Origin of the sequence: Vibrio chagasii (genome assembly GCF_002954585.1) — a bacterium.
Taxonomy (GTDB): Bacteria; Pseudomonadota; Gammaproteobacteria; order Enterobacterales; family Vibrionaceae; genus Vibrio; species Vibrio chagasii_A.
The window spans coordinates 984,116-1,009,833 of sequence record NZ_MSCI01000002.1 but is presented as its reverse complement, the minus strand read 5'-3'; the positions used below and the strand labels follow the sequence as shown (position 1 = coordinate 1,009,833).

Genomic DNA, 25,718 nt, shown 5'->3' with positions numbered 1-25,718 from the left:
ACATAAAAGGATACTTGAAGATCTTGCCAAATCAACAATAAACAATCATTTATCCCGTCAGAATTAATAATTCAGATTGTAAAACCAAGTTTTAAATAAAAAGCAGTGTATAACACCAGAATAAAAGATGACCAACTCTTAAAACTAGCACACTTCACTATCTAGTTATAAACACCTTTAAAATCAATTCTAACGATATTATTAACTAGCATGCTGTCTTTATTATTTTTTCAGCACTCACGTATTAATACGCCAGCCGCGGCATCTAGGCTCATCCCCCTATTTCGACATACTTTATTTGTATATTTTTGCACATCGAAATACGACCTACCTATCAGTGGCCAAGCTATTGATTGTTTACACAACAAAATGGAATTGGTTAATTTATGAGTACGCCAGAATCCACACGCCTTTGCTTGCGCGTCTGGAACAGGTCGAGTTCGGGGGGAACTCGGCCTCCCTCAAACGGTTTAATTCTGTTGAGAGAGCGAGTTGATTGCGTTTTTAGTCTCGAAGATGCTTGAAGTGGGATATTTCGGTTGAGAATGTGGAAATCCACTATGACCATGGATGTAGCTCCGAGATATGCCCGGAAACAATTCAGAGCAAAAGCTGTTGCGTACTTCGAACCGAATAATTTCCCCTATTAAAAGGGCTCTTCTCCGCTTACGTAAGCTTGGTATTTGGGTAAAAGATAGAATAGGTGTCTGGAACCGACGTTTGTCTGATCTTTGAGTTGAAATGTTCGATATCTTTTACTCCTCAAGCTCTTCGCCTGAGCAAACCAATAGAGACATTTTCAGCCTCTACTCGAGCGTTAGTTAATTTGTATTTCGCGTAGTTAAAGATACCAACCTTCCTTTCTAGAGGTGCATCAGCAATGTTACTTAATGAGAGAATTCGAGTCGATTTCGCAAGACGACTCCGAGCTTCGAGTTCAGCCACCATTGTCTTGTAACAAGGCTCATCCCAAATCGCTTGTAGCTGCTCTTTCAGCATATAAATGATGCATAGGGTCTTATTGCTTTCGAGTAAATCGTCGAGCCTGTTGGATTGTTTATCATTCAACTTGATCGCATTTTTCAGTAAGAGAAAGAGCGTGCCTTTGAGTATTGTCTTCTCCTCGTGGGAGCAGTTCTTAAACGCTTTTGCTCTCACTTTTTTCATAAACATGCAGTAGTTCTTCATCACATGAAATCGGTCGAAGGCGACATCTGCGTTGGGCAACATTTTCCTAACAGCTGATTGATAAGCTTACCCCATATCCATTGAAACTGCCTTAATCCCCTCTCTCGTTGTTACTGATAACCGCTTAAAAAGTGATGAGCACTTTGGCTTTTCGACCATGCTCTACCCAAATGAGGTGGCCAGAAACTAGGTCATATACCACCCTCATATAGTCATGCCTCTTCGCTCGTGCTACCTCATCAACACCAATATGCATTAGGTTGGTCAATTTCTCAGACTCCAAGGAAGGTAAGCTCGCTCGCAAGTACTCCCTATCGATATTCTGGGCGGTTTCCCAGCGAATACCTAAATGTTGAGAAACAGCATGGATACTCATATGGCGGCATAAACCGCTGATGAGCTTGCAAAATCGGGCCGTGTAACGACTTCCTTTGGCAACATATTCAGTAGGTTCAATCAACCTTCTACCGATTTGGTCTCGAGTCTGAGAGAACTCTACTTCAATCGTACATGGTCGGCCACTAACAGGAAGATCTTGAATCCGCCTTCGAATGTGGTGGTCGACGGTGCGTGGAGAGTCTGACATCGGCTTCTTAACTTTAAACCGCCTGTCTCGACGACACCGAACTAATAGCGATTGAGAGGCTTCTTCTATTTAAAAAGACTCAACACATTGCCCCTTAAAGCGAAACAATGTGGAAGATAATAACGGCAAGGTAGACCATTAATTTTCTAGAGAAAGAAGCATTGTAAATCAGAGTATTACCAATAAACCTCGTATGTATTCAGACTCATTTAACCAGAGAACAACCATCATACTCATCAGTCACACATTGCTATGTTACAGCTTAAATTCACAAAATAAGTTTTCACATATGCAATATGCAACTAGTTGAGTTTGAGCGTGTAATCTCAGTTTTAAGAAATTTAATGGATAGAATACTTAGATTAAGTAAATGTTAAAAAAGAGAAAAGTATTATGAAGAAAATAGCCATAGAGCTATTACAAAGCATGGTCAAAAAAATATTTTTTGACGCGCAGCTTTCAGATAAACAAGCAAACGAATTAACAGAGCAATTGCTTTACTCTGAGCAGCGCGGTGTGACTTCTCACGGTTTGGTTAGAGTTAAGTGGATAATCGACCAATTACATAAATACCCAAAAAAATCGCCAATACAGCTGTTGAAAAACGAGATAACAGAACTATATGACGCAAGTGGTATTCTAGGTTATGTTGCTTTGAACGAAATCGTTAAGCAACAAGGAGCTGCTAAAAATAAAAAAATAACATCACATTCCACTATGATTTTTTCTTTTAGGAGTTAGGGTGTTTTACATATTTTTCTCATCATTTACTTCAGGTGTTGCTATCTCTGTTTTTATTACGGCCATTTCTTGGTACGTAGAAAATATCTTTAATTCTTCCATGTACCTTTCATATGTTTTGGTTTCTGGTTATATATTTTCTTTTTTTGCCCTTCCTTATATCAGTAGACTTTCTGATAAGTATAGGTCCAGATTAGTATTAATTGGCATATACACCTTGGGCACTCTCGTATGTTTATTCCTTATAACTTACCCAGATATCAAGAGTTTACCTGTTTTTTATCACTTGACTTTGGTTGTACTGGCAACAGCAATTCTCACTATGGTAAAGACTGCGGATCAAGTTGTGCGTAGTATTTATGTTAAGCGTAAGTTTAGAGATGGCGTTATACACAAAGCCAATAAGGGACTTGAGGTTGTTAGACAAGGAATTACTGTTTTCTCTGGAGGGTTTGCGTATATATTTATTCGTGATGACTCTCTTGTTTATGTTTGTTCGTTCGGATTAATTTGTTTTATTGCTTCTATAATGATTTCGTTTGGGATTGAGAATGAGAAGCCAGTCAACACCCCCCAACATCGCAATAAATTGGAGCATGCTTACACTTCGGGCTTTCAATGTGGGGATAATAATAAAATAATCACCTTAACTATTGCGCCATATGTCTTAGTTGTTTCATTAAATGTACTATACCCCCCTTTGTTCAACTCTTTTAATGCGTTATCAAGTGATTTTGGAATCATGGTTATCCCTTATGGATTAGGAGCTATAGTGGGTAGCCTTGCTAGTCCTCAATCAATAGAAGATTTTAAGAAGCACTATATTTGCTTTTCTTCTTTAATTGTTCTCTCTATGCTTCTACCCTATTTAAATGTAGGAATTTATTCTTTATATGTAATGTTATTTATTTTAGCTTTAAGCCACTCTTATATTAGAGTAATGAGAAATACATTAATTATGAATTACACTTCAAAAGGAAGAATAAGTAATGCAATGGCATACAATGAAAGGTTGTTTATTTTCTTTTCTGTTTTTTCAACTATACTTCTTGCCTTTCTTTCTGATTGGCTAGGTATAGAGTTAGCTTGGTTTTTTGCTCTTACAATGTTTCTAATAGTAACGATATTGGTTTTACGCTCTCCATTTTTAAAAGAACAAGGCGTATTTGTACAAATACCGTAACTAATATTTGTTGGCATTCTCCCCTAGCGAAGTCGCTAGGGAATTCCCATTATATGGCTCACACTAAATTGCTTTAGGTGCAAACTCCTGATTCATCAAGTGGCTAATGCCTACTCTCCACAGTCCAGCAAGCGGAATTCCTGCTTTAAAATATTTAGAGTACCAATGATATCTGTATTGTCAGTGTTGCCACACACAAAGAGCTCTTGTGATTCACGGTTGTCGGGGTGATGTTTGACGTCTAGTTGTTAATTTTATCTAAGACTTTGATTTACAATGCTTGGGTTATTGTGGAAGACATATCGGGAGAACTAATCCATGACAGAGGCCGATATGTCTTCTTTTTATTTCTAGCAGAGTTCTCTCTAACTCAAAACTGCCAAAAAAACGAGTTAGCCCCTACTCTCTATTCGACCTATAAACAAAAAGGCCTCGCAATTGCGAGGCCTTTGATTTTTCTATCTATCAGAAGAGATTAGTCGCGAAGTGCTGCGCCGAATTTCTCTGAGATTGAAGCTACGATAGCATCTACTGAACCAGCGATGTCTGCATCTTCTAGTGTGCGTTCTACAGACTGAAGAGTCAGTGCGATAGCTAGGCTCTTCTTGCCTTCTTCTACGCCCTTACCTACGTAAACGTCGAACAGTTTAGCGTCTGTTAGGAATTCGCCACCAGCTGCGATACACGCTTCTACGATGTCGCCAGAAGCTACAGCTTCGTCAACAACAACTGCGATATCACGACGGTTTGCAGGGAACTTAGATACTGCTACTGCTTCTGGAAGCACACGAGTGTTGATAGCTGCCCATTCGATTTCGAATACGATAGTACGGCCGTTAAGACCAAACTTACGCTCTAGTTCTGGGTGAACAGTACCAATGATACCCACTTCTTTGCCGTCTACTACGATAGCCGCAGTTTGACCTGGGTGAAGTGCTGGGTGCTTAGCTGCTTTGAAGCTGTATGCTTTCTCGTTCGCTGTTAGCTCTAGAACTGCTTCTAGGTCGCCTTTCAGGTCGAAGAAGTCAACAGTGTTAGTTGCAACGTCCCAGTGCTCTTCGCCACGAGTACCAGAGATAACGCCCGCAAGCATCATTTCTTGGCGCATGCCGTTTTCAGCTGTTTCTTCAGGGATGAAACGTAGGCCTGATTCGAATAGACGAACGCGAGACTGTTGACGCTTCTGGTTGTGAACCACTGTGTTTAGAAGACCTTGGATTAGGCCAAGACGCATAGCTGACATGTCCGCAGAGATTGGGAATGGCAGGATTAGCGGCTCAACATCTGGAACGATCAGTTTTTGCTGTTCTGGTTCTACGAAGCTGTATGTAATTGCTTCGTGGTAACCACGGTCTACAAGAAGGTCACGAACGCGCTTAAGCGGTTGGTCAGCTTCTTTGTGGTCGTTCATTTTAAGTGCCGCTTTAGGCGCTTGGTTTGGAATGTTATCGTAACCGTAGATACGACCTACTTCTTCAATTAGGTCTTGCTCGATTGCGATATCGAAACGCCAAGATGGAGACGTTGCCGTCCAACCCGCTTCCGTTGTCTCCGTATCTTCTACAACAGAAACAGTACAGCCTAGACGAGTTAGGATTTCTACCACGTCTTCAGATGGGATTTCGTGACCTAGTAGGCTGTCTAGCTTAACGCGACGTAGAGATACTACGTTTGCTTTTGGTAGATCAGCTTCAGATTCGCTGCCGTTTACTGGCGCAACTTCACCACCACAGATATCAACTAGAAGCTGTGTTGCACGCTCCATAGCAGCTAGCTGAAGTGTTGAGTCAACACCACGCTCGAAACGTAGAGAAGAATCTGTGTGTAGGCCGTAAGCACGTGCGCGACCACGGATGTGATCTGGTGCGAAGAATGCTGCTTCTAGAAGTACGTCTGTAGTTTCAGTTGTTACACCAGACTCTTCACCACCAAAGATACCAGCGATTGCTAGTGCTTTGTTGTGGTCAGCGATAACAAGTGTGTTGCTGTTTAGTTCAGCCTCGTTGCCATCTAGAAGTGTTAGTTTTTCGCCCTGCTCTGCTAGACGAACCACGATGCCACCTTCGATCTTAGCTAGATCAAATGCGTGCATTGGCTGGCCTTGCTCTAGCATCACGTAGTTTGTGATGTCTACAACTGGGTCGATTGAACGGATACCACAACGACGCAGTTTTTCTTGCATCCAGATTGGTGTTTCCGCTTTCACGTTTACGTTCTTAACCACACGGCCAAGGTAACGTGGGCAAGCATCAGTTGCTTTAACTTCAACAGATACTGTGTCTTCAATGCTTGTTGCAACAGCTTCTACTGCTGGCTCTGTAACGTCTGCGCGGTTTAGTACGCCAACTTCACGAGCAAGGCCACGGATGCTGAAGCAGTCTGCGCGGTTTGCTGTTAGGTCTACATCGATAGTTACGTCGTTAAGCTCAAGAAGCTCACGTACGTCCATACCTAGCGTTGTGCCTTCTGGCAGCTCAAGGATGCCGTCAGACTCTACGTCGATACCTAGCTCAGAGAAAGAACAAAGCATGCCGTGCGATGGAACACCACGTAGTTTTGCTTTCTTGATTTTGAAGTTACCAGGCAGTACTGCGCCAACTGTTGCTACTGCTACAGTTAGGCCAAGACGACAGTTAGATGCACCACAAACGATGTCTAACAGCTCTTCTTCGCCGATATCAATTTTAGTTACTTGTAGTTTGTCTGCGTCTGGGTGCTGACCGCACTCAACCACTTTACCTACTTTAACGCCGGTGAATTCACCAGCAACAGGTTCTAAATCGTCAACTTCCAAACCAGCCATAGTGATTTGGTGAGCTAGCTCTTCGCTGTTAATTGCAGGTTTAACCCACTCGCGTAGCCAAGATTCACTGAATTTCATAGTTTCGACTGCCCCGGATTACTTGAATTGTTTAAGGAAACGAAGGTCGTTCTCGAAGAACGCACGAAGGTCATTTACGCCGTAACGTAGCATCGTTAGACGCTCTACACCCATACCGAATGCAAAACCAGAGTATTTCTCAGGGTCGATGCCAACAGAGCGAAGTACGTTAGGGTGAACCATGCCACAGCCTAGAACTTCTAGCCATTTGCCATCTTTACGTTTCACGTCAACTTCAGCTGAAGGCTCTGTGAACGGGAAGAATGAAGGACGGAAACGCACTTCAACTTCTTCTTCAAAGAAGTTACAAAGGAAATCGTTAAGAATGCCTTTAAGTTGTGCGAAGTTTACGTTCTCATCAACTAACATACCTTCCACTTGGTGGAACATTGGCGTGTGAGTTTGATCGTAGTCGTTACGGTAAACACGCCCCGGAGCAATGAAGCGGAATGGCGGTTTGCCGTTTTCCATCGTACGGATTTGAACACCAGAAGTGTGCGTACGTAGCATTAGATCAGGGTTGAAGAAGAAAGTATCGTGATCAGTACGAGCTGGGTGATCGTCTGCGATGTTTAGTGCATCAAAGTTGTGGAATGCATCTTCGATCTCAGGGCCAGACTCAGTGTTAAAACCAAGCTCACCAAAGAACTGTTCGATACGCTCAACTGTGCGAGTAACTGGGTGAAGACCACCGTTCTCAATGCGACGACCTGGTAGGCTCACATCGATAGTTTCTTCAGCTAGTTTCGCTTCAAGCTCTGCACGTTGAAGTGCGTCTTTGCGAGCTGCGATCGCTTGTTGAACAGCACCTTTCGCTTTGTTGATCTCTTGACCAGCAGTGCGACGCTCTTCAGGTGGAAGTTTACCTAGGCTTTGTAGTTGAAGAGTTAGTTCACCCTTCTTACCTAAATACTGAACTCGCACTTCATCAAGTGCGACTAACGAATCTGCTGTATCAATAGCAGTCGTTGCATTAGCAATGATCTCTTCTAGATGTTGCATCATTTCCTCATCTACCAGTTGGTAGTGTCCGTATCGGATGATTAGTTTTTTTAGATAGCTACACATAGTAATCAAACACGCAACCAATGCCAAATTGAATCGCTAAAAGAACAAGTTATTGCCTAAAAACACGGCAAATTTAACGTTACAAAACAGAATTTCATTGAAATCGGTGAAATCAGAGAGAAACCGATACAAAAACGTCACCAAGTGAGACAGTTTGATTACATTCACCGAAGCTAGGTTGAGGCAGTGTTGTTCACAGGATTTGGATAGGAAGGATGGAATTGAGATCAGAATGTACAACTGAGATAACTAGGTAGAACTGAGATAAGAGACCAAGGAGCGAGGTTTAAGGCCATCACTCCTTGGTTTATTCGTAAACAAGCTTAATTTGAACTCAAAGGATGGAAGCGAGAACATCGAGCCTTTAGAAGTAATACTCCAGCGCGACTTCGACAAAATCATCTTTGCGAGCGAAGAACAGCAAGTCCTCTGGGGTTTCGTTCTCAAACAACCAAGCATTCAACCGCCACTTGAGGTTGTTATTGATGCGGCTCGAGGCTTCAAGCTTGGCACTATAGACATCGCTGTTATCCAAGTCTTGCGTGATGCCAGTCAGCACTTCGGTGCCGTCTTCATCGTTCAAGACGAAACGCGCGCCAAGGAACACATCGTTTTGACCGATGGTTTGCGCGTTATTGCCTCGGCTGTCATACAGATATTCAGCGATGAAGCCGATGTCCCAATATGATTCAAGCGCCCCAACCCAAGTGTATTCAAAGCCCGTTGCTACGCCGGTGTGGTTGTCGTAACTGGCGCGATAAATGCTTTCCAGCTTCCATAACCAGTCACCAATAATGCCCTGCACATCCAATCCGAAATGCTGCATTTGCGCATAGTATGGCTTGAGCTGGTTGCCTTGCACACGGTAGTAAGGGTCGCGGTTTGTGCCGCCTAAATAACTTAAACCGACATCCCAATCACCGTACATTTGGCTATAGCGTAGCGCCACATCGACGTGCTTTTCTTCTCGCGAGGATTCATAAAGCGCATCGTCTGAAACAGGTATCGTTGGTCTTAAGCGTCCGTCTTCGCCTGCAAAGGTACGCTCACGAAAATACGGCAATAACATGGCGTCGATGGTGCCCCACTCTTTTATCGAGGTGAAGTGCACCATTGGCTGACCTAGCTTGGATTCGCCATCGACCGATTCAATAGCGTCGGTTTGGTTTACCACATCCACTAAATGTGCAGATTCAGTCACGCCCCAAAACACTTTGCCTACACCTGCTCGCAGTTCGTAGTCGTCCCAGTAGGTGAGATACAAGGCTTCGCGAATATCACCATGAGTTCGCTCATCGTCTTCACTGTCTAGGCGATAAAACGGAGTGAAGGTAAAGCTGCCGTTGCCCTCTTCTTGCTCCCAGTAAAACTCTGGCTGCAACACCAGTGAGCTTTGCCCTTTATCTTGCCCTTGTAAGCCGTCGCTAAAGAACTGCCTGTGTTCAATATTCACCTGCCCTGCGATTTCAGGATTAAAGCCTGCCGCCACACAAGGCAACGACACCTGCATAAGCCCGACGGTCGCTGCCAAGGTTAAGGATAACTGGGTTCCTGTTGCCACAATCCTTTTCATATTCCTGCCTTATTTCGCACGTTTTAGTGTGTTCTTTTGGAAATCCTTGTCTTTAAGACCGGTCTGGAACACTAAATCTGTCGTGGTTAATACGGTGCTTTTGCCTGTTTGATGGTTTTGCATCGCCATGGTATGTGCACGCCAGTATTGGTTTAGGTATTGTTTGTAGTCTTGGAAAGACAGAGTTTTCAACAGTGCACCTTTGCGGTCGTAAAACTCGACTTTCATTGGGCGGTAGTACTGTTGGTCTAGCCATACTTTCTGCATGGTGTAGCCAGAGTTTTTATCGGTCGGTACTTGCTCTAAAACAAAGGTGTCTACGCCTTCCAGTTTCGCGTCTTCAATGTAGTTGAAGGTGTACTTTTCTAGCTCAAATGAACTTAAGTCTTCATACGCAAATTCACTGCCCATAAACGGGCCAGATTTGTTGCGTGAAGAGATGCGTTTTACACGCTTAAGTGCAGGCAGATACAACCACTGGTCATCGGATTTAGCGATGTGTGAATGGTTTAGGAAAGCCGTGCCTTTTACATCGCGCGGTTCATCAAAAATGGTTAAGCCTTTATCGCCATCGTTATCGACTTCTAACGATTTCAATCGCATCAGGCGTGTGCTGCTTTCGCCTTGTTTATTGCGAAGTAGCATTTCCATAGTCGCGACAGAATCGCCCCACCCGACATCGACCGCTTTACGTTGTTCGGCAATTTCTAAGCCTTTCGCTGGGTCTGCTAACGCTGGGAAAGCAGCCAACGTGCTCATTGTAAATAATGTGGTAACGAATGTTTGTTTAACGCTTTTCATAAATATCTCCTTGAGTCAGCCCACCGCAGCAGGCTGACATTTCCTTATTTAGTCGAAGTAGTCAGTTCGGCTGTCGAGCTAGGCTGCGACTTGGTATCTGGCTTTGATTCGTGCTGAGGTTTAACTGAATAGTGGGTCTGTTTGTCGAAGATCATCAGTAGGCTTGGTAGCAAGATGAAGTCGACCACCAACGCAATGAAAATCACAATCGCGCTGAGTAAGCCCATGTCGGAGTTGAGTCTGAAGCTCGACATCGCCAGTACAGTGAAACCAGCTACGAGTACCACTGTGGTGATCCACAATGCGCGTCCAACCGTGTGGAAGGCGTATCGAACCGCTTCTTCTGCCGATTTACCTTCGATTCTTGCGCGCTGGTATTTACTTAAGAAGTGCACCGCATCATCAACCACGATACCCAGAGTGAGCGTTACCACTACGGACAAACCAAGGTTGATTTCACCAGAGATAAGCGCCCATAGACCAAAGCCAATGATCGCAGGTGCAATGTTTGGCACTAGGCTGATAATGCCCAAGCGAACTGAGCGCAACGCAAAGATCATCAAGCCAGAAATAAGTACTAAGGTGATAGGCAGGGCCGATAACATGCTCGCCATGTTGGTTTCGCCAATGTGAGCAAACATCAGTGATGGGCTAGATGCGACGACTTCATACTGAGGTGCATTGGCTGCAAACCATGAGTAAATGCGCTCTTCGAGTTCGACTAGCTCAACGCTGCCAAGGTTATCAACAGTAAGAACTATTTTGATCGATGACTTATCGACGTTGATCTGGTTGTTCAAGTCCAAGCCATACGGCAGAGACATCTCATAAAGCAGCAGGTATTGCGCAGCAAGTTCACGGTTAAGCGGCAGCTTGTAGTAACTTTCATCGTCGCCATGCATGTTCTTGTTCAAACGCATGTAAACATCGGAAAGCGTTGCCACGTGGTCGGTTTCTGATTGAACGCGTAGCCAATCAGTAAAATCACCAATCGCCTGCAAAAACACAGGATCAGCAATCGCTTGAGACTCGTTAGTCTTCACAGCAATGCTGATGGTGGTCATGCCGCTTACCGTCTCTTCCATGAAGTCTGCCGCTTGTCTGAACTCACTTGAGGTATCAAAATACTTCACCGATTCATCATTCACTTTGTTAAGTGGAATTAGCGCGGCAGCGCCAACAATCACCAGAGTTGAAATCGGTAGCAGTGCTTTACGGTTGGTAACGACAAAATCGCCCAAATTATCCATAAAAGTGATTTGGTCTTCCGCTTTAGGATTGGCAGGTAGGCGTTTAACTGGTAGCAGTTTTAGTAACGCAGGCAACATGGTCACTGACAAGAAGCACGCGATGAGTACACCCAGTGCCGACAAGTTACCGAAATCACGCAGAACTGGAGAGTCCGACATGTTCATCATCAAGAAACCAATCGCAGTGGTCACTGAAGTGATCAGAATCGGCATCGCATTGAGCTTGATGCTGTATTGAATGGCTTGTGCTTTTTCCATGCCGCGTTGCATTGCTTGTCCCATGGTCACAATCACGTGTACACAATCGGCTACCGCCAAAGTTAAAACCAAGGTAGGCACATTCACAGTTGCGGTACTCAAGAACATCCCTGCCCAACCGGATAGACCCATGGTGGAAACAATTGAAGAGATGATCACAATAAGCGTCGCCACCACACTAAAGAACGAGCGCAGCATAAAAGTCAGGAACACCAGCACCACCAACAGCATTAAGGGAACGAGCGTTGAGCTGTCTTGTTGAGCCGAAGTCATAAAGGCGTTGTTCATCGCAATGATGCCCGCTTTATGGAACTCGACATTGGGATACTGAGCTTGGTACTTGCCGGTCATGGCATTGATCGCCGCAATCACCTCTTGCACTTCCGCAGTCTTGTCCACTTCTGGCAGCTGCACGGTAACGTTAACAATCGTCACATCGCCAGAGGCCGACACCAAGGCATTCTTAAGCAACGGTTCGTTTAGGGCGATCTGCTTTACTTTGGCGATTCGCTCCGGTGTGTGTTCGTACTCTTCATACAGCAAGTCTTCTACCAAAAGATCATCTTCAATGGCTTCGGTGTGCTGATAGTTGGCAAGGGAGTCCACACGGCTTGAATACGGGATCTGCCACGCATCGACCGTGAGGTTTTGAATCAGGGTGAGAGTTTCAGGTGTGAAGACATTGCCATCTTCAGGAGCGACAACAATCGCAAGGTTGTCGGTTTTTGCAAAGGTGGTTTGAATCTCATCGAACGCCATCAACTGCTTGTTGGTGCCTTCGAAGAAGATATTATAGTCCCCTCTAAAATAGAGGTTCTTGGCCCCTAATGCAGAGAGAATGATAATTGAAAACACCACCAGCAAAACGATAAACGATCGCTTGGTAGGTATTGAGTGCCAACTGTTTAGATCTGCGTTTGCGCTATCGGCATTCGGGTTATCTCGGTTTTGCTGATCGAACGTGGGCTTTTGGCTGTCATGTTTCATCACAGTCTCCATTTGTGACGATTCGTCATATTTGTGTCATAAAAAGCCAGCCGAAGCTGACAAAAGACACAATGCTTAGTCAAACACTCAAGAAAACAGCAACCACAGTCGGTTAGTCTCAAGTTTGTGACGAATCGTCAAAAATGGTTATTAATAAACCCACATGTGTGGGCTTAATGGAAGCTATCGGCCTACAGACTCTAAGTAAGCGATCTCTTCACTGAACAGTTCCTGTTCTACACGACGCCAAGTTTTCCGGTAATCCCAATCGCTAGAGAGGGGCTGCCAATTGAGGCCGTCTAGAATCATGTTCGCGTTGTGTAATACTGAATACGGGTCTTGTAACCGCTTAATACAATGACTGTTCGATGCGTTCTGTGACAAGGCATTTGAACCAAATGCAATTGACCAGTTAGCAAAAACGATGGCATCAGAACCAACACCAGAAGAGAACTTTAGGTCACCCGCTTCTACGGCTTGGTTAACCATAGAGTCGCATTGTTCAATCACCAACTCTTCCAGTTCATTCATCTCGGCGACGCGTGCACTAGACGCTTTCTCTAGTACCCACGGGCTTTTTGCCATGATCGCACAGGTTGATAATACCGGTTCCATGCGAGCATAGATTCGGTAAGCAACGTGCAGTGCGACGATCTTTTCACGTGTGTTGCCTTCAAACTCTCCAGAGCGAGCAAACATCATTGCTTCTGTCTTAAGAGAATGAATACATAACGCTAAAACGACGTCTTCTTTGCTGCAAAAGTGATTGTAGATTGTCCCTTTAGAATAAGAGCTCGCTGCCGTTAGCTTGTCCATTGTTAGGTTTCCGAACCCTTGTTCTCGAACCAGATCTTTCGCCAATAACATCAACTCTACTTCTCGGTCTGCAATAGACTGCTGCTTTTTAGACAACACGCCTTTGCAACCAAAGATACCTTGTTTATCGCCTTTACAACCAAAGCCAAACATAATTTCTCAGTCCGTATTTGAGCTTAGCCATTATCTAAGCTTAGCCAGTATTTAAAACACTCCTATCCAATATATTAACACGAATAGTAAATTCATGTAGTTAACCATTTTGTGACGCTTCGTCATTTCTGACTTATCGTCATAGTAGCTCATTTATTGATCATATCAAGATGTTTTATAAATTCAATATAATCTGTGAATAACTGGGTGAATAGATGAGGTAATTATCAATAGCAAAAATGTGTGATGGGTATGTGAACATCCTACGAAAAAATTGGCGTGTCATGCTGCCTTTATGAGGCAAACCTCTCCTTATGGTTAATATTTGTCTCACTGATGTGGTTTTCTGCTAAGTTGCTATAAATTCAGTAAGGGGTGACTTACAATAGAGTCAACGACCTACCTTTTTTGAGAACACGATATTGAGCGCCAAATATTCTTATTTAGCTTGGCAAGTGAATACTTCTAGCCCAGCAGAAAAGCTTGTTTTATTGATGCTTGCAGACGGTGCGGATGAATCCGGTTACACCAATGTGTGCCTGCAATCGGCAAGTCAGCTTTGTGCTCTCTCTACGTTTGGTTTAGCCGACTGCCTTAAGTGCCTAGTCGACCAAGGTATTCTCGATAAGGTAAAAGTAGACTATCGAGATCAAAAAGAGATCCACGTATTCAAACTGCTCATTGAGCAAGAGCTAGCTGCGGCGCCCGTTGAGGCTCAACCGGTCAATAGTATTCCGGTCTACTCTACGGCACCTGCACCTGCACCTGCACCTGCACCTGCACCTGCACCTAAGTTTCAGCCTGCTCCGGCGCCAATGCAAAACATGCAGCATGCCCCTCGTCCACAAAGTCGAGGCTCAATGAGCAGCAACACGGTTTCCACTCATGATTTGGATGAAGAGATCATTCCAACATGGGCGGAACGTGCGTTTAAATTCTCCGGCCTTGCTGGTGACCATAGCTTAATATGGAAAAAATTTGTCCTCTGGTATAAAGCCAAAGCCAATGAACTCATGCCAATCTCTCGCATCGAATCTAAGTTGCAGTACTGGTTAGTTAACGAGAAGCAAAATGAAAGACAACAACAGCAGAAGACCTCTCAATATTCAGGAAATGCAGGACAAGCTCAAGGAAATGGGTATCGACAAAAGCTTAGCCCATCTGAACGCTTCAGGCAGCAGCTCATTCAAAAAGGCAAAAAGCCAACCTTCTGATCCTGCACCTACAGTCGTTCCAGAAGTTTTACCGGCAGTTTCGTCGCCATCGGTACCTGTTGTTGAATCAGACACTGGCTCAAATCAACAAGTACCTGTGGTTGACCAAGATCCAGCAGAACTTGAGCTAACAGACTGGTGTATCCATGTGTTCGGCTCTTTCTTGAGCGTGTACGAGACTCAGTGGGAATACCAATACGGTAGTGAGCCAAGCGGTAAGTTCATTGAGTTTGCTAACTCTGTCGATTCTGACGGGCTTAACCGCGTGCTAATGCACTGTCATGAACGTATTCAGCTTGGCAACAGCTGGCCACCGCAAATGGGTGAGCTTTGGATTCTGAAAGACTCTCTAACAGAAGAAGAGCTGTTGGATAGCCGCATTCGAGTATTGTCTCGCACTGCTGCGAACAAGATTGAGAAATGGCTAATTCAAAACAAGCTGTATGACTTAAAACGCACTGCGGAAAACAAGCTTGATGGCCTGTTTAAGAAATACTACTTGGAAGCGAAGCGTTTAGACGAGAAAGGTATGCTTGAAACAGAATTACCGCAATTCCTTCTTGCCGCTAACTCAGTGAAGAATCTGAATGATTTGAAACGTGAAGAGTACGAAAGCAAACACGGTAAAGCGCTGAACCCAAGAATCCAACAGATTCTCAACAGCAAGAAATAGCCACTCGCTTTCTAGTGTGAAATACACAGTGAACAGATACAAAAATGCCAGCAATTCAGCTGGCATTTTTTATGAATTCTAACGAACTCTTTAGCGACTAAACAACCGTTATTTACGATCGCCTTACTGAGTAGTTACAGTAGGTGGATAGTTGCGTTTAGCGTGAATACGCCTGAGTCGTCATCTTTCATTTTGAAGTTTTGGTAGCTAGCGCCTACAGATAGAGGACCAAAGATGAAGTATTCTGCGCCTACACCGTACATGATATCAACGTCGTCTTGCTTGAAGTTATCGCCTTTCAGCTCGTAAGAGTGAAGACCACCTTTCGCGTATACGTGAAGAGGACCGAAGTCGATGCTTGGTTTGATTGCTAGGTAAGCAGTGCTTGCATCTAGGTTTGTAACATTACGGTTACCGTATTTAACGCTGTCGAAAGAGCCTAGATCCCAGTAACCTGCTTCAACACCGATAAGTGGCAGGATACCTGTACCCACGTGGATACCCATTGCTGTTTCTTCTTCGTTACCTAATGAGTTTTGACCACCCATTACACCGCCGTACAACCAAGAATCAGCCATTGCTGTTGAAGATGCACCTAGCAGTGCTAGTGCCAATAACGTTTTTTTCATATTCGACCTTTTTCGTCCTAGTGGCAGGCCTTGAGTGGTAATAAATTGCCACCAAGTCGCCCTGTATGTAATAACTATTCAATTAGTAATGCAATAAGCAAGATTTATACCCAAACCTTGCCGTTGCGTCTAGCATTATTCCTTTAGCAAGCATCGATTGCGTTTTTAACACGCTTATCTGACACTGGATAAGGCGTACCGAGTTGCTGTGCGAAGAAGCTTACACGAAGCTCTTCTATCATCCAACGCACCTCTTTTACGTTTTCTGGAACCGCGATCCCTTTTGGAATTTTATTCAGCAGCTCTTTGTAATCATTCATTACGGACTCAACTTTAATCATATGCAAACGATCTTTGTTAGGGTCAATTGGCAACTTCTCCATGCGGCGTTCGATTGCCTTCATATAGCGTAGGATATCTGGCAAGCGTTTCCATCCACATTCTGTGGCAAAACCCTTAAAAATCAAACCTTCTACCTGAGCTTTTATGTCAGAAAGTGCAAATGCCATAGAAAGATCCACACGCCCTTTCAGTTTCTTGCTGATACTGAATGCGGTAGTAAGAATGGTTTCTACCTGCTGAGCAATCTCAACCACGGTGTCGCCCAACTCTGCACGTACGTGTTCTTTCAGTGCTTCAAACTGTTCTGGTTCCCAAACCAAACCCCCCTTCTCTTCGATGAGCTTATCAATACCACAAGCGATACAGTCATCGATAAGATCGAGAACCTTGCCGTATGGGTTGAAGTACAAGCCAAGTTTCGATTTGTTCGGCAAGTTCGAGTGCAAGTATTTAATTGGCGACGGCACGTTCAACAAGATCAAACGACGCTGACCCGATTTCATTGCTGAGATCTGCTCTTGCTCCGTTTCGAACAGTTTGATCTCTACGCTGTCTTTGGTATCCACCAACGCTGGGAAAGCTTTTACATCGTAGCCACCGCGCTTCTGTTGGTAGACTTTTGGTAACTCACCAAAGCTCCACGTATACAGGTTTTGCTGCTCGATATCGTCATCCGCAACTTTAGAAAGCGTTTCTTGAACTTTGTCTTTCAGGCTCTCTTTCAGTTCATGTAAGTCTTTGTGTTCTTTCAACTTACGTTTGCGATGATCCACCGCACGGAATGTTACCTTTAAGTGCTCTGGAATCTGGTCTAACTTCCAATCATCTCGTACCACTTCTACACCCGTCATGCGGCGCAGCTCTTTCTCAAGAGAATCCAGTAGCGGCGCTTCAAGTGGTGTCACACGAGCCAAGAACGCATCAGCGTAATTTGGCGCAGGCACAAAGTTACGTCGTAACGTCTTTGGTAGTGACTTGATTAAGCTAACCACCAATTCTTGACGTAGGCCTGGGATCTGCCAATCAAAACCGTTCTGGTCGATTTGGTTCAAGATAGGCAGCGGAATGTGTACCGTTACACCATCGTTGTCATCGCCCGGCTCAAACTGGTAGCTCAGTTTTAACTTCAGGCCATTTTGGTGCCAGAAGTTAGGGTAGTCTAAATCAGTAACGTGGCTTGCATCACCGCGGAACAGCATCGATTTCTCGAAGTTAAGTAGCTCTGGAGTCTGTTTGCTGGTCTTCTTCCACCAAGTGTCAAAGTGACGGCCCGAAACCACCTCTTCGCCTACGCGCTGGTCGTAGAATTCAAACAGCTCGTCATCATCGATCAAGATGTCACGACGACGTGATTTATGCTCTAGCTCTTCCACTTCTTGTAGAAGTTTGCGGTTCTGTTTGAAGAACGCGTGTTTGGTTTCCCACTCACCTTCAACCAGTGCGCTACGCACAAACAACTCACGGCTAATCGTTGGGTCAATCGCGCCATAGTTCACTAGGCGCTTAGGAACAATTGGAATTCCGTAAAGCATCACTTTTTCGTGTGCCATTACCGCCGCTTGTTTCTTCGACCAGTGTGGTTCGCTGTAGCTGCGCTTAATTAGGTGCTTCGCTAATGGTTCAATCCACTCAGGCTGAATTTTAGCAATCACACGACCCCAAAGTTTTGAGGTTTCCACCAGCTCAGCAGACATGATCCACTTAGGCTGTTTCTTAAATAGGCCAGACGCTGGGAAGATATGGAAGCGTGCGTTACGTGCACCTTGGTATTCATTCTTCTCTTGGTCTTTCATACCGATGTGAGAAAGCAAACCTGATAGCAATGAGATGTGAATACCATCGTAGCTGCCCGGTTCGTCGTTGAGCTTGGTATCCAGTTCACGCATTGCTTGGTGAATTTGGACGTACACATCTTGCCACTCACGAATACGCAGGTAGTTCAGGTAATCTTGCTTACACTGTTTGCGGAATTGGTTGCTCGACAACGCTTTTTGCTGCTTCTTGATGTAATCCCACAGGTTCACAAAGGTGATGAAGTCTGAGTCTTTGTCGAAGAAACGCTTGTGCTTGTCGTCAGACGATTGCTGTTTGTCTGATGGACGCTCACGCGGGTCTTGGATTGAAAGTGCAGACGCAATAACCATCACTTCGTGTAGACAGCGGTTGTTTGGCGCTTCGATAACCATGCGCGCTAAACGCGGGTCGATCGGTAGCTTCGACAGCTTACGACCAATTGCCGTTAGCTTCTTAGTATCGTCGCCTTGGTTCTTGTTGTTATTGCTCGGTTTACCCGAAGCAATCGCACCTAGCTCTTCAAGCAGTCTTACACCATCTTGAATGTTGCGCTTATCTGGCGCTTCAACGAATGGGAATGCTTGAATGTCACCTAGCCCTAGTGCCGTCATCTGCAGGATTACAGACGCTAGGTTGGTACGCAGGATCTCAGGATCGGTAAACTCTGGGCGTGACTCGAAATCTTCCTCAGAGTACAAGCGAATACAGATACCCTCAGCCACACGACCACAACGACCTTTACGCTGGTTCGCACTCGCTTGAGAAATTGGCTCAATCGGTAGACGTTGTACTTTGGTGCGGTAGCTGTAACGGCTGATACGCGCAGTACCAGGGTCGATTACGTACTTGATGCCCGGAACCGTTAACGAGGTTTCTGCTACGTTGGTTGCCAGTACAATTCGACGACCAGTGTGTGACTGGAAGATACGGTTCTGTTCACCCGCCGACAAGCGAGCGTACAAAGGTACAATCTCGGTATCACGCAGATTACGCTTACTTAGTGCGTCCGCAGTATCACGAATTTCACGCTCGCCATTCATGAAGATCAGGATGTCGCCTAAGCCTTCATCACAAAGCTCATCAACCGCTTCGAAGATACCTTCCATTTGGTCGCGGTCTGAATCGCTGTCGTCACCACCGAGTGGGCGGTAGCGTGTATCAACTGGGTAAGTACGACCCGACACTTCAATGATTGGTGCATTGTCGAAGTGTTTAGAGAAACGCTCTGGGTCGATGGTTGCCGACGTGATGATCACTTTTAGGTCAGGACGCTTTGGTAGCAACTCTTTCAGGTAACCCATGATGAAATCGATGTTTAGGCTACGTTCGTGCGCTTCATCGATAATGATGGTGTCGTACTGATTTAAGAAACGGTCGTGTTGAATCTCCGCCAGTAGAATACCGTCGGTCATCAGTTTGATTTGTGTGTTGTCAGAAATCTGGTCGTTGAATCGAACCTTATAACCAACAAATTCACCCAGCTGCGTTTCCATCTCTTCAGCGATACGGTTCGCAACCGAACGCGCAGCCAGACGACGAGGCTGAGTGTGACCAATTAGGCCAAAGCGGCCGCGGCCAAGCTCAGAACAGATCTTTGGAAGCTGAGTGGTTTTACCCGAACCCGTTTCACCCGCTACGATAACCACTTGGTTTTCTTCAATGGCTTTCGCAATATCATCGCGCTTTTGGCTAACAGGGAGTATCTCTGGGTATTCAATGGTTGGTTTTTGCGCAGCACGCTGGTTTGCCGTCATCATAGATTGGGCAATGTCTAATGCGATTTCATCGAAAACAGCATGCTTAGATTTTTCGTTCTTAATACGGCTTGCACCAGAAATGCGCTTACTTAGACGGAAGCGGTCGCGCATCATGCACTCATTTAAGGCCTTACGAAGAGAGGCTGAGCTATTTTGAGATGCGCTAGCTTTAGGTGCTTGTTGTTTGTTGTTTTGCTTTTTTTGATTAGCTTGATCAGCAGCAGAGTCCGGTGTCGCGTTGGTATTCGCTACATGGTTATTTTTATCTGCTTTTTCCGGAGACGAAGTCACAGCGTGTCCTATTCTTTCTCTTATATAAACTCGCGCGATTGTAGCACATAAGGGCTAAAACAAGATAATGGAAAGCACCTAACAAAAGCGCACCTTCTAGAGTCATTCAATTTTTTCGAACAACTTAAGCGAATCTATCGCCTTTTTGGCTTTCTTTGTTTTCCTATAATGCATCACATAACAAAAACACTTATTCAAGGATTCCCATTATGTCTCGTGTATTAGCCCTAAAATCAAGCATCCTAGGCGACTACTCTCAATCAACTAAACTGGTTGAAGAGTTCATCAAAAATGTAGACCAAGATAAACTGACGGTTCGCGATCTAGCTGCAAACCCGTTACCAATGTTGGACTTCTCGGTAGCGACTGCACTTCGCGCGACAGAAGACCTATCTCAAGACCAACAATCGATTGTTGATCTATCTAACACGCTGATCGAAGAAATTAAAGCGGCAGATACACTAGTGATTGCTGCACCTATGTACAACTTCACTATCCCTACTCAGCTTAAAAACTGGATTGACCTCATTGCTCGTGCTGGCGTGACGTTCACTTACACAGAGAACGGCGTTAAAGGTCTAATCGAAGGTAAGAAAGCGATTGTAGTGACGACTCGTGGCGGCATCCATAAAGACGCAGCAACTGACAGCATGACGCCATACCTACGCACAGTACTTGGTTTTGTTGGTATCACAGATGTGGAATTCGTTTACGCAGAAGCACTCAACATGGGTGAAGACGCAGCAGCAAAAGGCATCTCAGAAGCACAGAGCCAACTGGCTGAGCTAGTTTAAAACTAAGCCGACGCAGCAAGCACTGGCTTCGCTTGATAGAAGAAAATCAGAGCCCCCTTTGGGTACAGTAACCTAAGTTTATCTGCAGTAGCCGAAAAATGTTGGCCTAGATTGCCCAAGCCAACATTAGGTGGAAACACGTTATCGGTAGAGACTCTTAATCTGATAAGAGCCTCACCGATCTCACGTTTAGTATTCCAGATTAACTTCGTCTTTTAATAGCACAGACTTATCAACGGGTTTCATTAAGTAATTCATTACGGTGATTGAAACCAATAGCGCAGCGTAAGCCAAATAGGTGTTTTCAGCCGTCCCCGCTACCGAGGCGAGTATTCCCCCGAAGAACCCCGACACACCCCAAGCTGAATAGAGTATTCCAAAGTTGGTCCCGTACGTCTTCAAACCATAATCGACCGCGGTTACTGGAGGGAAAACACCAAATAACGCACCATAAGACATAGCGCCTGCGGAGATACCGATCATGAGAGGAATGGTCGTTTCAATAGTTGTAAAAAACACCATATTGACGGCTTGCAACATGAATATTAAGCCCAGTGTATGAACACGCCCTATCCTGTCGAATATAACGCCGCCAATGACTCGCCCTGCGGTATTAAAAATCGCTAATAAAATGATACCTAACGCAATTTCTTCAGCGGTTAACCCTATCGATTTACTAACGTTGCCAATAGAGCCGATAAGCATGATACCTGCTGCTGATGACACCATGAACATTAACCAGATCTGGTAAAATTGAGGGGTTTTCAGCATATCTAGCCACTGGATGTTTATGTCTGAGCCGTATTCCGCAGCCTTTCCTCCGGGAATTTCTGAAACATACCCTTTGGGTGGGTTGACCAGCAGAGAAGCCATCGGGATCATAAAGAGCAAGCCGACACCAAGGATCTTGAACGTATCTAAGATGCCATAGTGTTCGATGAGAACGGTCGATAACGGAGCCAAATACAGTGCCGCCATCGCAAACCCACCAGCGGTTAAGCCACTAACCAACCCCTTTCTGTTCTCTGGCCACCACTTCATGGTACATGGGCCAATACAGGCATAGGCAAAGCCCATCCCAGCACCGACCATACACCCGAAAGTAACCTGCAATTCCGCTAATGTTGAGGCATAACCGGACGCTAAAAGACCCGCCCCGACAAGAAACACACCAAGTATTGTGACCTTCCTTGGTCCTATTTTGTCTTGCCATACCCCAGCCAAAAACAGACTTACCGAAAATGCGAACACCGAAGTCTGATAAGGCCCATCTACGTCCTTAGGATCAACACCTAGCGCCTCAGCCAAAGGTTCACTGAAAACGCCCCATACATATAGGATACCGATCGATAGGTTCACGATTAAACCTATCACGAGTATTTTAAATGGTTTACTAATCAAGCTAACCTCAACAATTCGCTGTTTATGAACAATCGTTAGAAATGATGACTTTCAACGACTTGTGGTCTGAAGCATGGATAAAGGTCGAATAAGCTTCTTCTGACTCTGTTAAATTGAACTGGTGACTAATCAGTTTTTGCGGTTCCAAATAACCCGCTCTAATTTGCTTGATTAACATTGGTGTTGTGTTGGTATGAACCATGCCAGCTGTCATAGTGAAGTTTCGTTTCCACATGTCTTCTAGGTTAATCGTTGCGGATTTACCATGAACACCAAGCACTGCAATGTTGCCCCCTGGGCAAACCAGCTTCTGAGACATATCCCAACCAGCAGGAATGCCAATAGCCTCAATCACCACATCCACACCCACATCATCGGTCATGTCGAGAATTTGCTGTACGGCACTACCATCTGAGTTATCGATCGCATGAGTTGCACCTAGCTCTTTCGCTACCTGAAGTCGATGAGGGTTGTTGTCGATCGCATAGATTTCGCTTGGAGTGAAGAACTTAGAGGTCATCAGAGCCGCAAGGCCAACAGGCCCACAACCAATAACGGCAACAGAGCAACCCGGCTGAACCTGCCCATCTAATACACCGACTTCGTAACCTGTTGGGAAGATGTCGCTCAATAGAACCAGAGAGTCTGTATCGATGTCGTCAGGAACAAGGTGTAGGCTTGTATCACCATAAGGAACGCGAACGTATTCCGCTTGGCAGCCATCAATTTCATTACCCAGTAGCCAGCCACCATCTAAACATTGACCAAATTTAGACACTTGACACATTTTGCAGCTACCACATGAAGTAATGCATGACACGATTACACGATCGCCTGGCTTAAACTTACTCACCAACTCACCGCACTCTTCGACTATACCAACCCCTTCATGACCCATGATTGTGCCTGGCTTAAATGTCGCAACGTTGTTTCTTAATATATGTAAATCCGTACCACAAATTGTGGTTTTCTCGATTCTTACTATGACATCGCTTTGCTTCTCAATTGTTGGGATTGGACGTTCTTCCAATTTCGCGCTGTCTTTTCCATCAAATACATATGCTTTCATTATTATTCCTAGCTGACGTTGTTGTTATATAAATTCGAGCTCATCATATAGACGCAATTAAATAATTAACGTGACCAGCACAGCGATTAACAATCGATTAACAGATAACAAACACAGTTAGAACACCATAAAAGTCCAGGATAGCAACATAATATAAGTCATTGTAAATAATATAAAAAAGTTAACAAGTGATGAAAGAAAGTTAAATAATCAAATAGTAGTAAAATACGAAAAGCAGGCAGAAAATATTAGATAATCAGAATAAACTCATATATTAGGTTTCAATTGAAGTGACTTTCGAATAATTGATTAGCAGTGGCTGGTGATGGTTATCTCTGTTTTCTTTAATGATAAAAAATGCCGCTCATTAAGAGCGGCATTTTAATATTGCAGGGATAATGGTTTAGAACTCGTATTGGAAGTAAACCGTGTTGTAGTTACTGCCACCTTTGATACGTCCAAACTGGGACGCATTTTCAAAGATCGCCGAGCGGTGATGCAGTGAGTAACCAAACCATAAATTATTAAGGTCATTCTTACCGATAAGGTCACCGACATTCACATCAAATGAGAAGTCCAAGTAGTTTAACAAGTGGCTTGCCGTGTAGCCCTTACGATCCATTTCAGAACCTTCGATGTAAGTAATCGAATCTATGTAAGACATACCCTCTGCAACGCCAAATCGCCACTGCGTTGGCCAGTTAAAGGTGTAGTACGCTTTAATCGCAATAATGTATTCCGTGCTACTGGATTGAACCTCTGAACTCCAATGGTGTGCGATACCAGGCGTTAAGTAGATATCCAACGGCAAACCAAAGATCTCATCAGTTAAAGGGTGGCCATAAAAGAATGATGTGAGTTGGTTGTTGTACTCGTCTTTCTCTCTGTCGAACTCAATAATTTCACCAATATTCGACGGTGTTGCCCAACCGTGCGCGACTCGTAAGTACGGTGCATTGCTTAACTTAGGCTTAGGCGCTTTTGTTTTGTCGTTGAAGAAACCAAAACCAAGGTAAAGTTCGCCTTGGTAACGATCTTCGATAATAGAAGAGTCGTAAGCGTTATCATCCAATCGAGTCACACTGGTTGAACCCAATAGGTAAAGGTTAGAGATAACATGGTAACGCGCTTCAACGCCAAGGTTTAAATCTACGCCGGCACCAATTGACTGACCCGCAGCTGAGTAGTACTCACTGTTAAAATCAGCGCTTTTATATCGCAGTGTCGCACTTGGGTAGAACTCCCAGTCGCCTTTCTCGTACTTGGCTTTCGCACGTAAGTTACTGTGAAGGTTGAATTCACTATCACTCATGATTTCTGTTTCAACCGCCCACTGCTCATCCAGTTGGTACGTCAGTTGTCCACCAAAGTCAGCGGTATCGCCCTCAATAGCATTCTGCTCAGAAGCCGGAATATCAATAAAGCGCATTCGAGAAATGGCATTAAAAGACCACTTTTCATCTTCGGTTTGATACAGGTAAGCGCCCATTTCCGTGCCATTAATGAACACGTAGTCGTTTTTAAAGAACAACATCGGGACAAACGAACTTACCGTCTTATCACCACCAGACGTGTCATACGGGATACTGGCAGTACGGAACATTGCTGCAATGCCCCACTCTTGCTCTTCAGCAGCCCACGCCACGCTATTCGCTAAGAAAGCGTTACTCAGTAAAATTGCCCCATACGAAATGAGCTTCGGTGAAAATTTGCGCTTCATTCTTGTTTAATTACTCTTTGTAATAAGTTTTGTGGTACTGGTTAGACATTTATTGACTATTCTAGCCAACAATTTTTAGGTTTGATCGAGATTGACCGTTACAATGAAGAACATTCTCGGTTAAATGAAAGTATTGTGAAAGTCTCAGAATTACAAAACATTATAGACCACTTACCCAATGATTCCGACCCAGATATCGTTATGGGTGAGGAATGGTTGCCAGAGCGACTGATCAAAACAAAATTAGACGGTGAGATGCTCTTTCTTGAATTCGACAACGCCCCTGAAGAGAACCAAGGGGACAGCGAAGGTCGTGGCTTTGTAGAGCACGAGATCGCAATGATTCGAGAAAAACTAGAGCAAGTGTTGGATGAGCCTTCTGATACTAAAACGAAAGCCGACGCCCTATTAGCAATATTTCTGATGGGACATGAACTTTCTAGTTCAGAAGTTATCGAAATCCTGGAATCAACAGAGCCAGACATTGAACCCAATGAACATGAAATGGCCGATCCAGAATGTAACGCCGAAGCGCTTAACGACTAACCA

17 protein-coding genes and 1 pseudogene are annotated in these 25,718 nt (G+C 44.6%); 6 read left to right on the top strand and 12 right to left on the bottom strand.

Annotated elements, in window-relative coordinates:
- Positions 1-666: 666 nt before the first annotated feature.
- A pseudogene (locus BTO10_RS12765) lies at positions 667-1,843 on the bottom strand (ISL3 family transposase).
- 324 nt (positions 1,844-2,167) lie between these two features.
- On the opposite strand from BTO10_RS12765, the gene BTO10_RS12760 reads away from it, so the two are divergent.
- Together BTO10_RS12760 and BTO10_RS12755 are read left to right on the top strand one after the other, a co-directional pair.
- Positions 2,168-2,515, top strand: a complete 348-nt coding sequence (locus BTO10_RS12760; protein ID WP_105024748.1) for an Ldh family oxidoreductase — start codon at positions 2,168-2,170, stop codon at positions 2,513-2,515.
- Position 2,516: 1 nt separating this feature from the next.
- Entirely contained in the window at positions 2,517-3,698 is a 1,182-nt protein-coding gene (locus BTO10_RS12755) for an MFS transporter (protein ID WP_105024747.1), read from the top strand.
- 475 nt (positions 3,699-4,173) lie between these two features.
- Here the strand turns inward: BTO10_RS12755 and pheT are convergent, their stop codons facing one another.
- From pheT to BTO10_RS12725, 6 genes are all read right to left on the bottom strand, one after another.
- Positions 4,174-6,579 carry a phenylalanine--tRNA ligase subunit beta gene (gene pheT, locus BTO10_RS12750; RefSeq protein ID WP_105024746.1) on the bottom strand — a complete coding sequence of 802 codons (2,406 nt, stop codon included), beginning with the start codon at positions 6,577-6,579 and terminating at the stop codon, positions 4,174-4,176.
- A gap of 18 nt (positions 6,580-6,597) precedes the next feature.
- Positions 6,598-7,581: a phenylalanine--tRNA ligase subunit alpha gene (gene pheS, locus BTO10_RS12745; RefSeq protein WP_004741591.1), complete on the bottom strand. Its 984-nt coding sequence runs from the start codon at positions 7,579-7,581 to the stop codon at positions 6,598-6,600.
- 430 nt (positions 7,582-8,011) lie between these two features.
- Positions 8,012-9,220, bottom strand: coding sequence for a hypothetical protein (locus BTO10_RS12740; RefSeq protein WP_105024745.1), 1,209 nt, complete (start codon positions 9,218-9,220; stop codon positions 8,012-8,014).
- Between the two features lie 9 nt (positions 9,221-9,229).
- Positions 9,230-10,021, bottom strand: coding sequence for an outer membrane lipoprotein-sorting protein (locus tag BTO10_RS12735; RefSeq protein ID WP_105024744.1), 792 nt, complete (start codon positions 10,019-10,021; stop codon positions 9,230-9,232).
- 44 nt (positions 10,022-10,065) lie between these two features.
- Positions 10,066-12,528 carry an efflux RND transporter permease subunit gene (locus tag BTO10_RS12730; protein ID WP_258098223.1) on the bottom strand — a complete coding sequence of 821 codons (2,463 nt, stop codon included), beginning with the start codon at positions 12,526-12,528 and terminating at the stop codon, positions 10,066-10,068.
- A 171-nt stretch (positions 12,529-12,699) separates the two neighbouring features.
- Entirely contained in the window at positions 12,700-13,485 is a 786-nt protein-coding gene (locus BTO10_RS12725; RefSeq protein ID WP_004741595.1) for a TetR/AcrR family transcriptional regulator, read from the bottom strand.
- 422 nt (positions 13,486-13,907) lie between these two features.
- On the opposite strand from BTO10_RS12725, the gene BTO10_RS12720 reads away from it, so the two are divergent.
- The gene (locus BTO10_RS12720; protein WP_105024742.1) at positions 13,908-14,699 is read left to right on the top strand and encodes a hypothetical protein; all 792 of its coding nucleotides are present in this window, start codon (positions 13,908-13,910) and stop codon (positions 14,697-14,699) included.
- Complete coding sequence (locus tag BTO10_RS12715) at positions 14,620-15,372, top strand: hypothetical protein (RefSeq protein WP_102424434.1); 753 nt, start codon at positions 14,620-14,622, stop codon at positions 15,370-15,372. The genes BTO10_RS12720 and BTO10_RS12715 overlap by 80 nt, the downstream gene beginning before the upstream one ends.
- A 134-nt stretch (positions 15,373-15,506) precedes the next feature.
- On the opposite strand, the gene BTO10_RS12710 is transcribed toward BTO10_RS12715, so the two are convergent.
- Positions 15,507-16,001: an outer membrane beta-barrel protein gene (locus tag BTO10_RS12710; protein WP_105024741.1), complete on the bottom strand. Its 495-nt coding sequence runs from the start codon at positions 15,999-16,001 to the stop codon at positions 15,507-15,509.
- Positions 16,002-16,144: 143 nt separating this feature from the next.
- Positions 16,145-20,185: an ATP-dependent RNA helicase HrpA gene (gene hrpA / locus BTO10_RS12705; RefSeq protein ID WP_105024740.1), complete on the bottom strand. Its 4,041-nt coding sequence runs from the start codon at positions 20,183-20,185 to the stop codon at positions 16,145-16,147.
- A gap of 209 nt (positions 20,186-20,394) precedes the next feature.
- On the opposite strand from hrpA, the gene BTO10_RS12700 reads away from it, so the two are divergent.
- Positions 20,395-20,979: an FMN-dependent NADH-azoreductase gene (locus tag BTO10_RS12700; protein ID WP_105024739.1), complete on the top strand. Its 585-nt coding sequence runs from the start codon at positions 20,395-20,397 to the stop codon at positions 20,977-20,979.
- A gap of 189 nt (positions 20,980-21,168) precedes the next feature.
- Here the strand turns inward: BTO10_RS12700 and BTO10_RS12695 are convergent, their stop codons facing one another.
- The 3 genes from BTO10_RS12695 to BTO10_RS12685 all read right to left on the bottom strand — a co-directional run bounded on the left by BTO10_RS12695 (position 21,169) and on the right by BTO10_RS12685 (position 25,169).
- Positions 21,169-22,380, bottom strand: a complete 1,212-nt coding sequence (locus tag BTO10_RS12695) for an L-lactate MFS transporter (protein ID WP_004741602.1) — start codon at positions 22,378-22,380, stop codon at positions 21,169-21,171.
- Positions 22,381-22,402: 22 nt separating this feature from the next.
- Entirely contained in the window at positions 22,403-23,449 is a 1,047-nt protein-coding gene (locus BTO10_RS12690) for an alcohol dehydrogenase catalytic domain-containing protein (protein WP_004741603.1), read from the bottom strand.
- Positions 23,450-23,852: 403 nt separating this feature from the next.
- Positions 23,853-25,169 (bottom strand): MipA/OmpV family protein, encoded by a 1,317-nt coding sequence (locus BTO10_RS12685; protein ID WP_004741604.1) that lies wholly within the window; start codon positions 25,167-25,169, stop codon positions 23,853-23,855.
- Positions 25,170-25,250: 81 nt separating this feature from the next.
- Between BTO10_RS12685 and BTO10_RS12680 the strand changes: the two genes are divergently transcribed.
- The gene (locus tag BTO10_RS12680) at positions 25,251-25,715 is read left to right on the top strand and encodes a hypothetical protein (RefSeq protein ID WP_080566577.1); all 465 of its coding nucleotides are present in this window, start codon (positions 25,251-25,253) and stop codon (positions 25,713-25,715) included.
- Positions 25,716-25,718: the final 3 nt, after the last annotated feature.

Excerpts from the sequence above, each read along its gene's own strand:
- pheS (WP_004741591.1), bottom strand. The coding sequence starts at position 7,581 with ATGCAACATCTAGAAGAGATCATTGCTAATGCAACGACTGCTATTGAT.
- BTO10_RS12730 (WP_258098223.1), bottom strand. The coding sequence starts at position 12,528 with ATGGAGACTGTGATGAAACATGACAGCCAAAAGCCCACGTTCGATCAG.
- BTO10_RS12700 (WP_105024739.1), top strand. The coding sequence starts at position 20,395 with ATGTCTCGTGTATTAGCCCTAAAATCAAGCATCCTAGGCGACTACTCT.
- BTO10_RS12760 (WP_105024748.1), top strand. The coding sequence starts at position 2,168 with ATGAAGAAAATAGCCATAGAGCTATTACAAAGCATGGTCAAAAAAATA.
- pheT (WP_105024746.1), bottom strand. The coding sequence starts at position 6,579 with ATGAAATTCAGTGAATCTTGGCTACGCGAGTGGGTTAAACCTGCAATT.
- BTO10_RS12715 (WP_102424434.1), top strand. The coding sequence starts at position 14,620 with ATGGGTATCGACAAAAGCTTAGCCCATCTGAACGCTTCAGGCAGCAGC.
- BTO10_RS12740 (WP_105024745.1), bottom strand. The coding sequence starts at position 9,220 with ATGAAAAGGATTGTGGCAACAGGAACCCAGTTATCCTTAACCTTGGCA.
- BTO10_RS12690 (WP_004741603.1), bottom strand. The coding sequence starts at position 23,449 with ATGAAAGCATATGTATTTGATGGAAAAGACAGCGCGAAATTGGAAGAA.
- BTO10_RS12725 (WP_004741595.1), bottom strand. The coding sequence starts at position 13,485 with ATGTTTGGCTTTGGTTGTAAAGGCGATAAACAAGGTATCTTTGGTTGC.
- BTO10_RS12735 (WP_105024744.1), bottom strand. The coding sequence starts at position 10,021 with ATGAAAAGCGTTAAACAAACATTCGTTACCACATTATTTACAATGAGC.
- BTO10_RS12685 (WP_004741604.1), bottom strand. The coding sequence starts at position 25,169 with ATGAAGCGCAAATTTTCACCGAAGCTCATTTCGTATGGGGCAATTTTA.
- BTO10_RS12710 (WP_105024741.1), bottom strand. The coding sequence starts at position 16,001 with ATGAAAAAAACGTTATTGGCACTAGCACTGCTAGGTGCATCTTCAACA.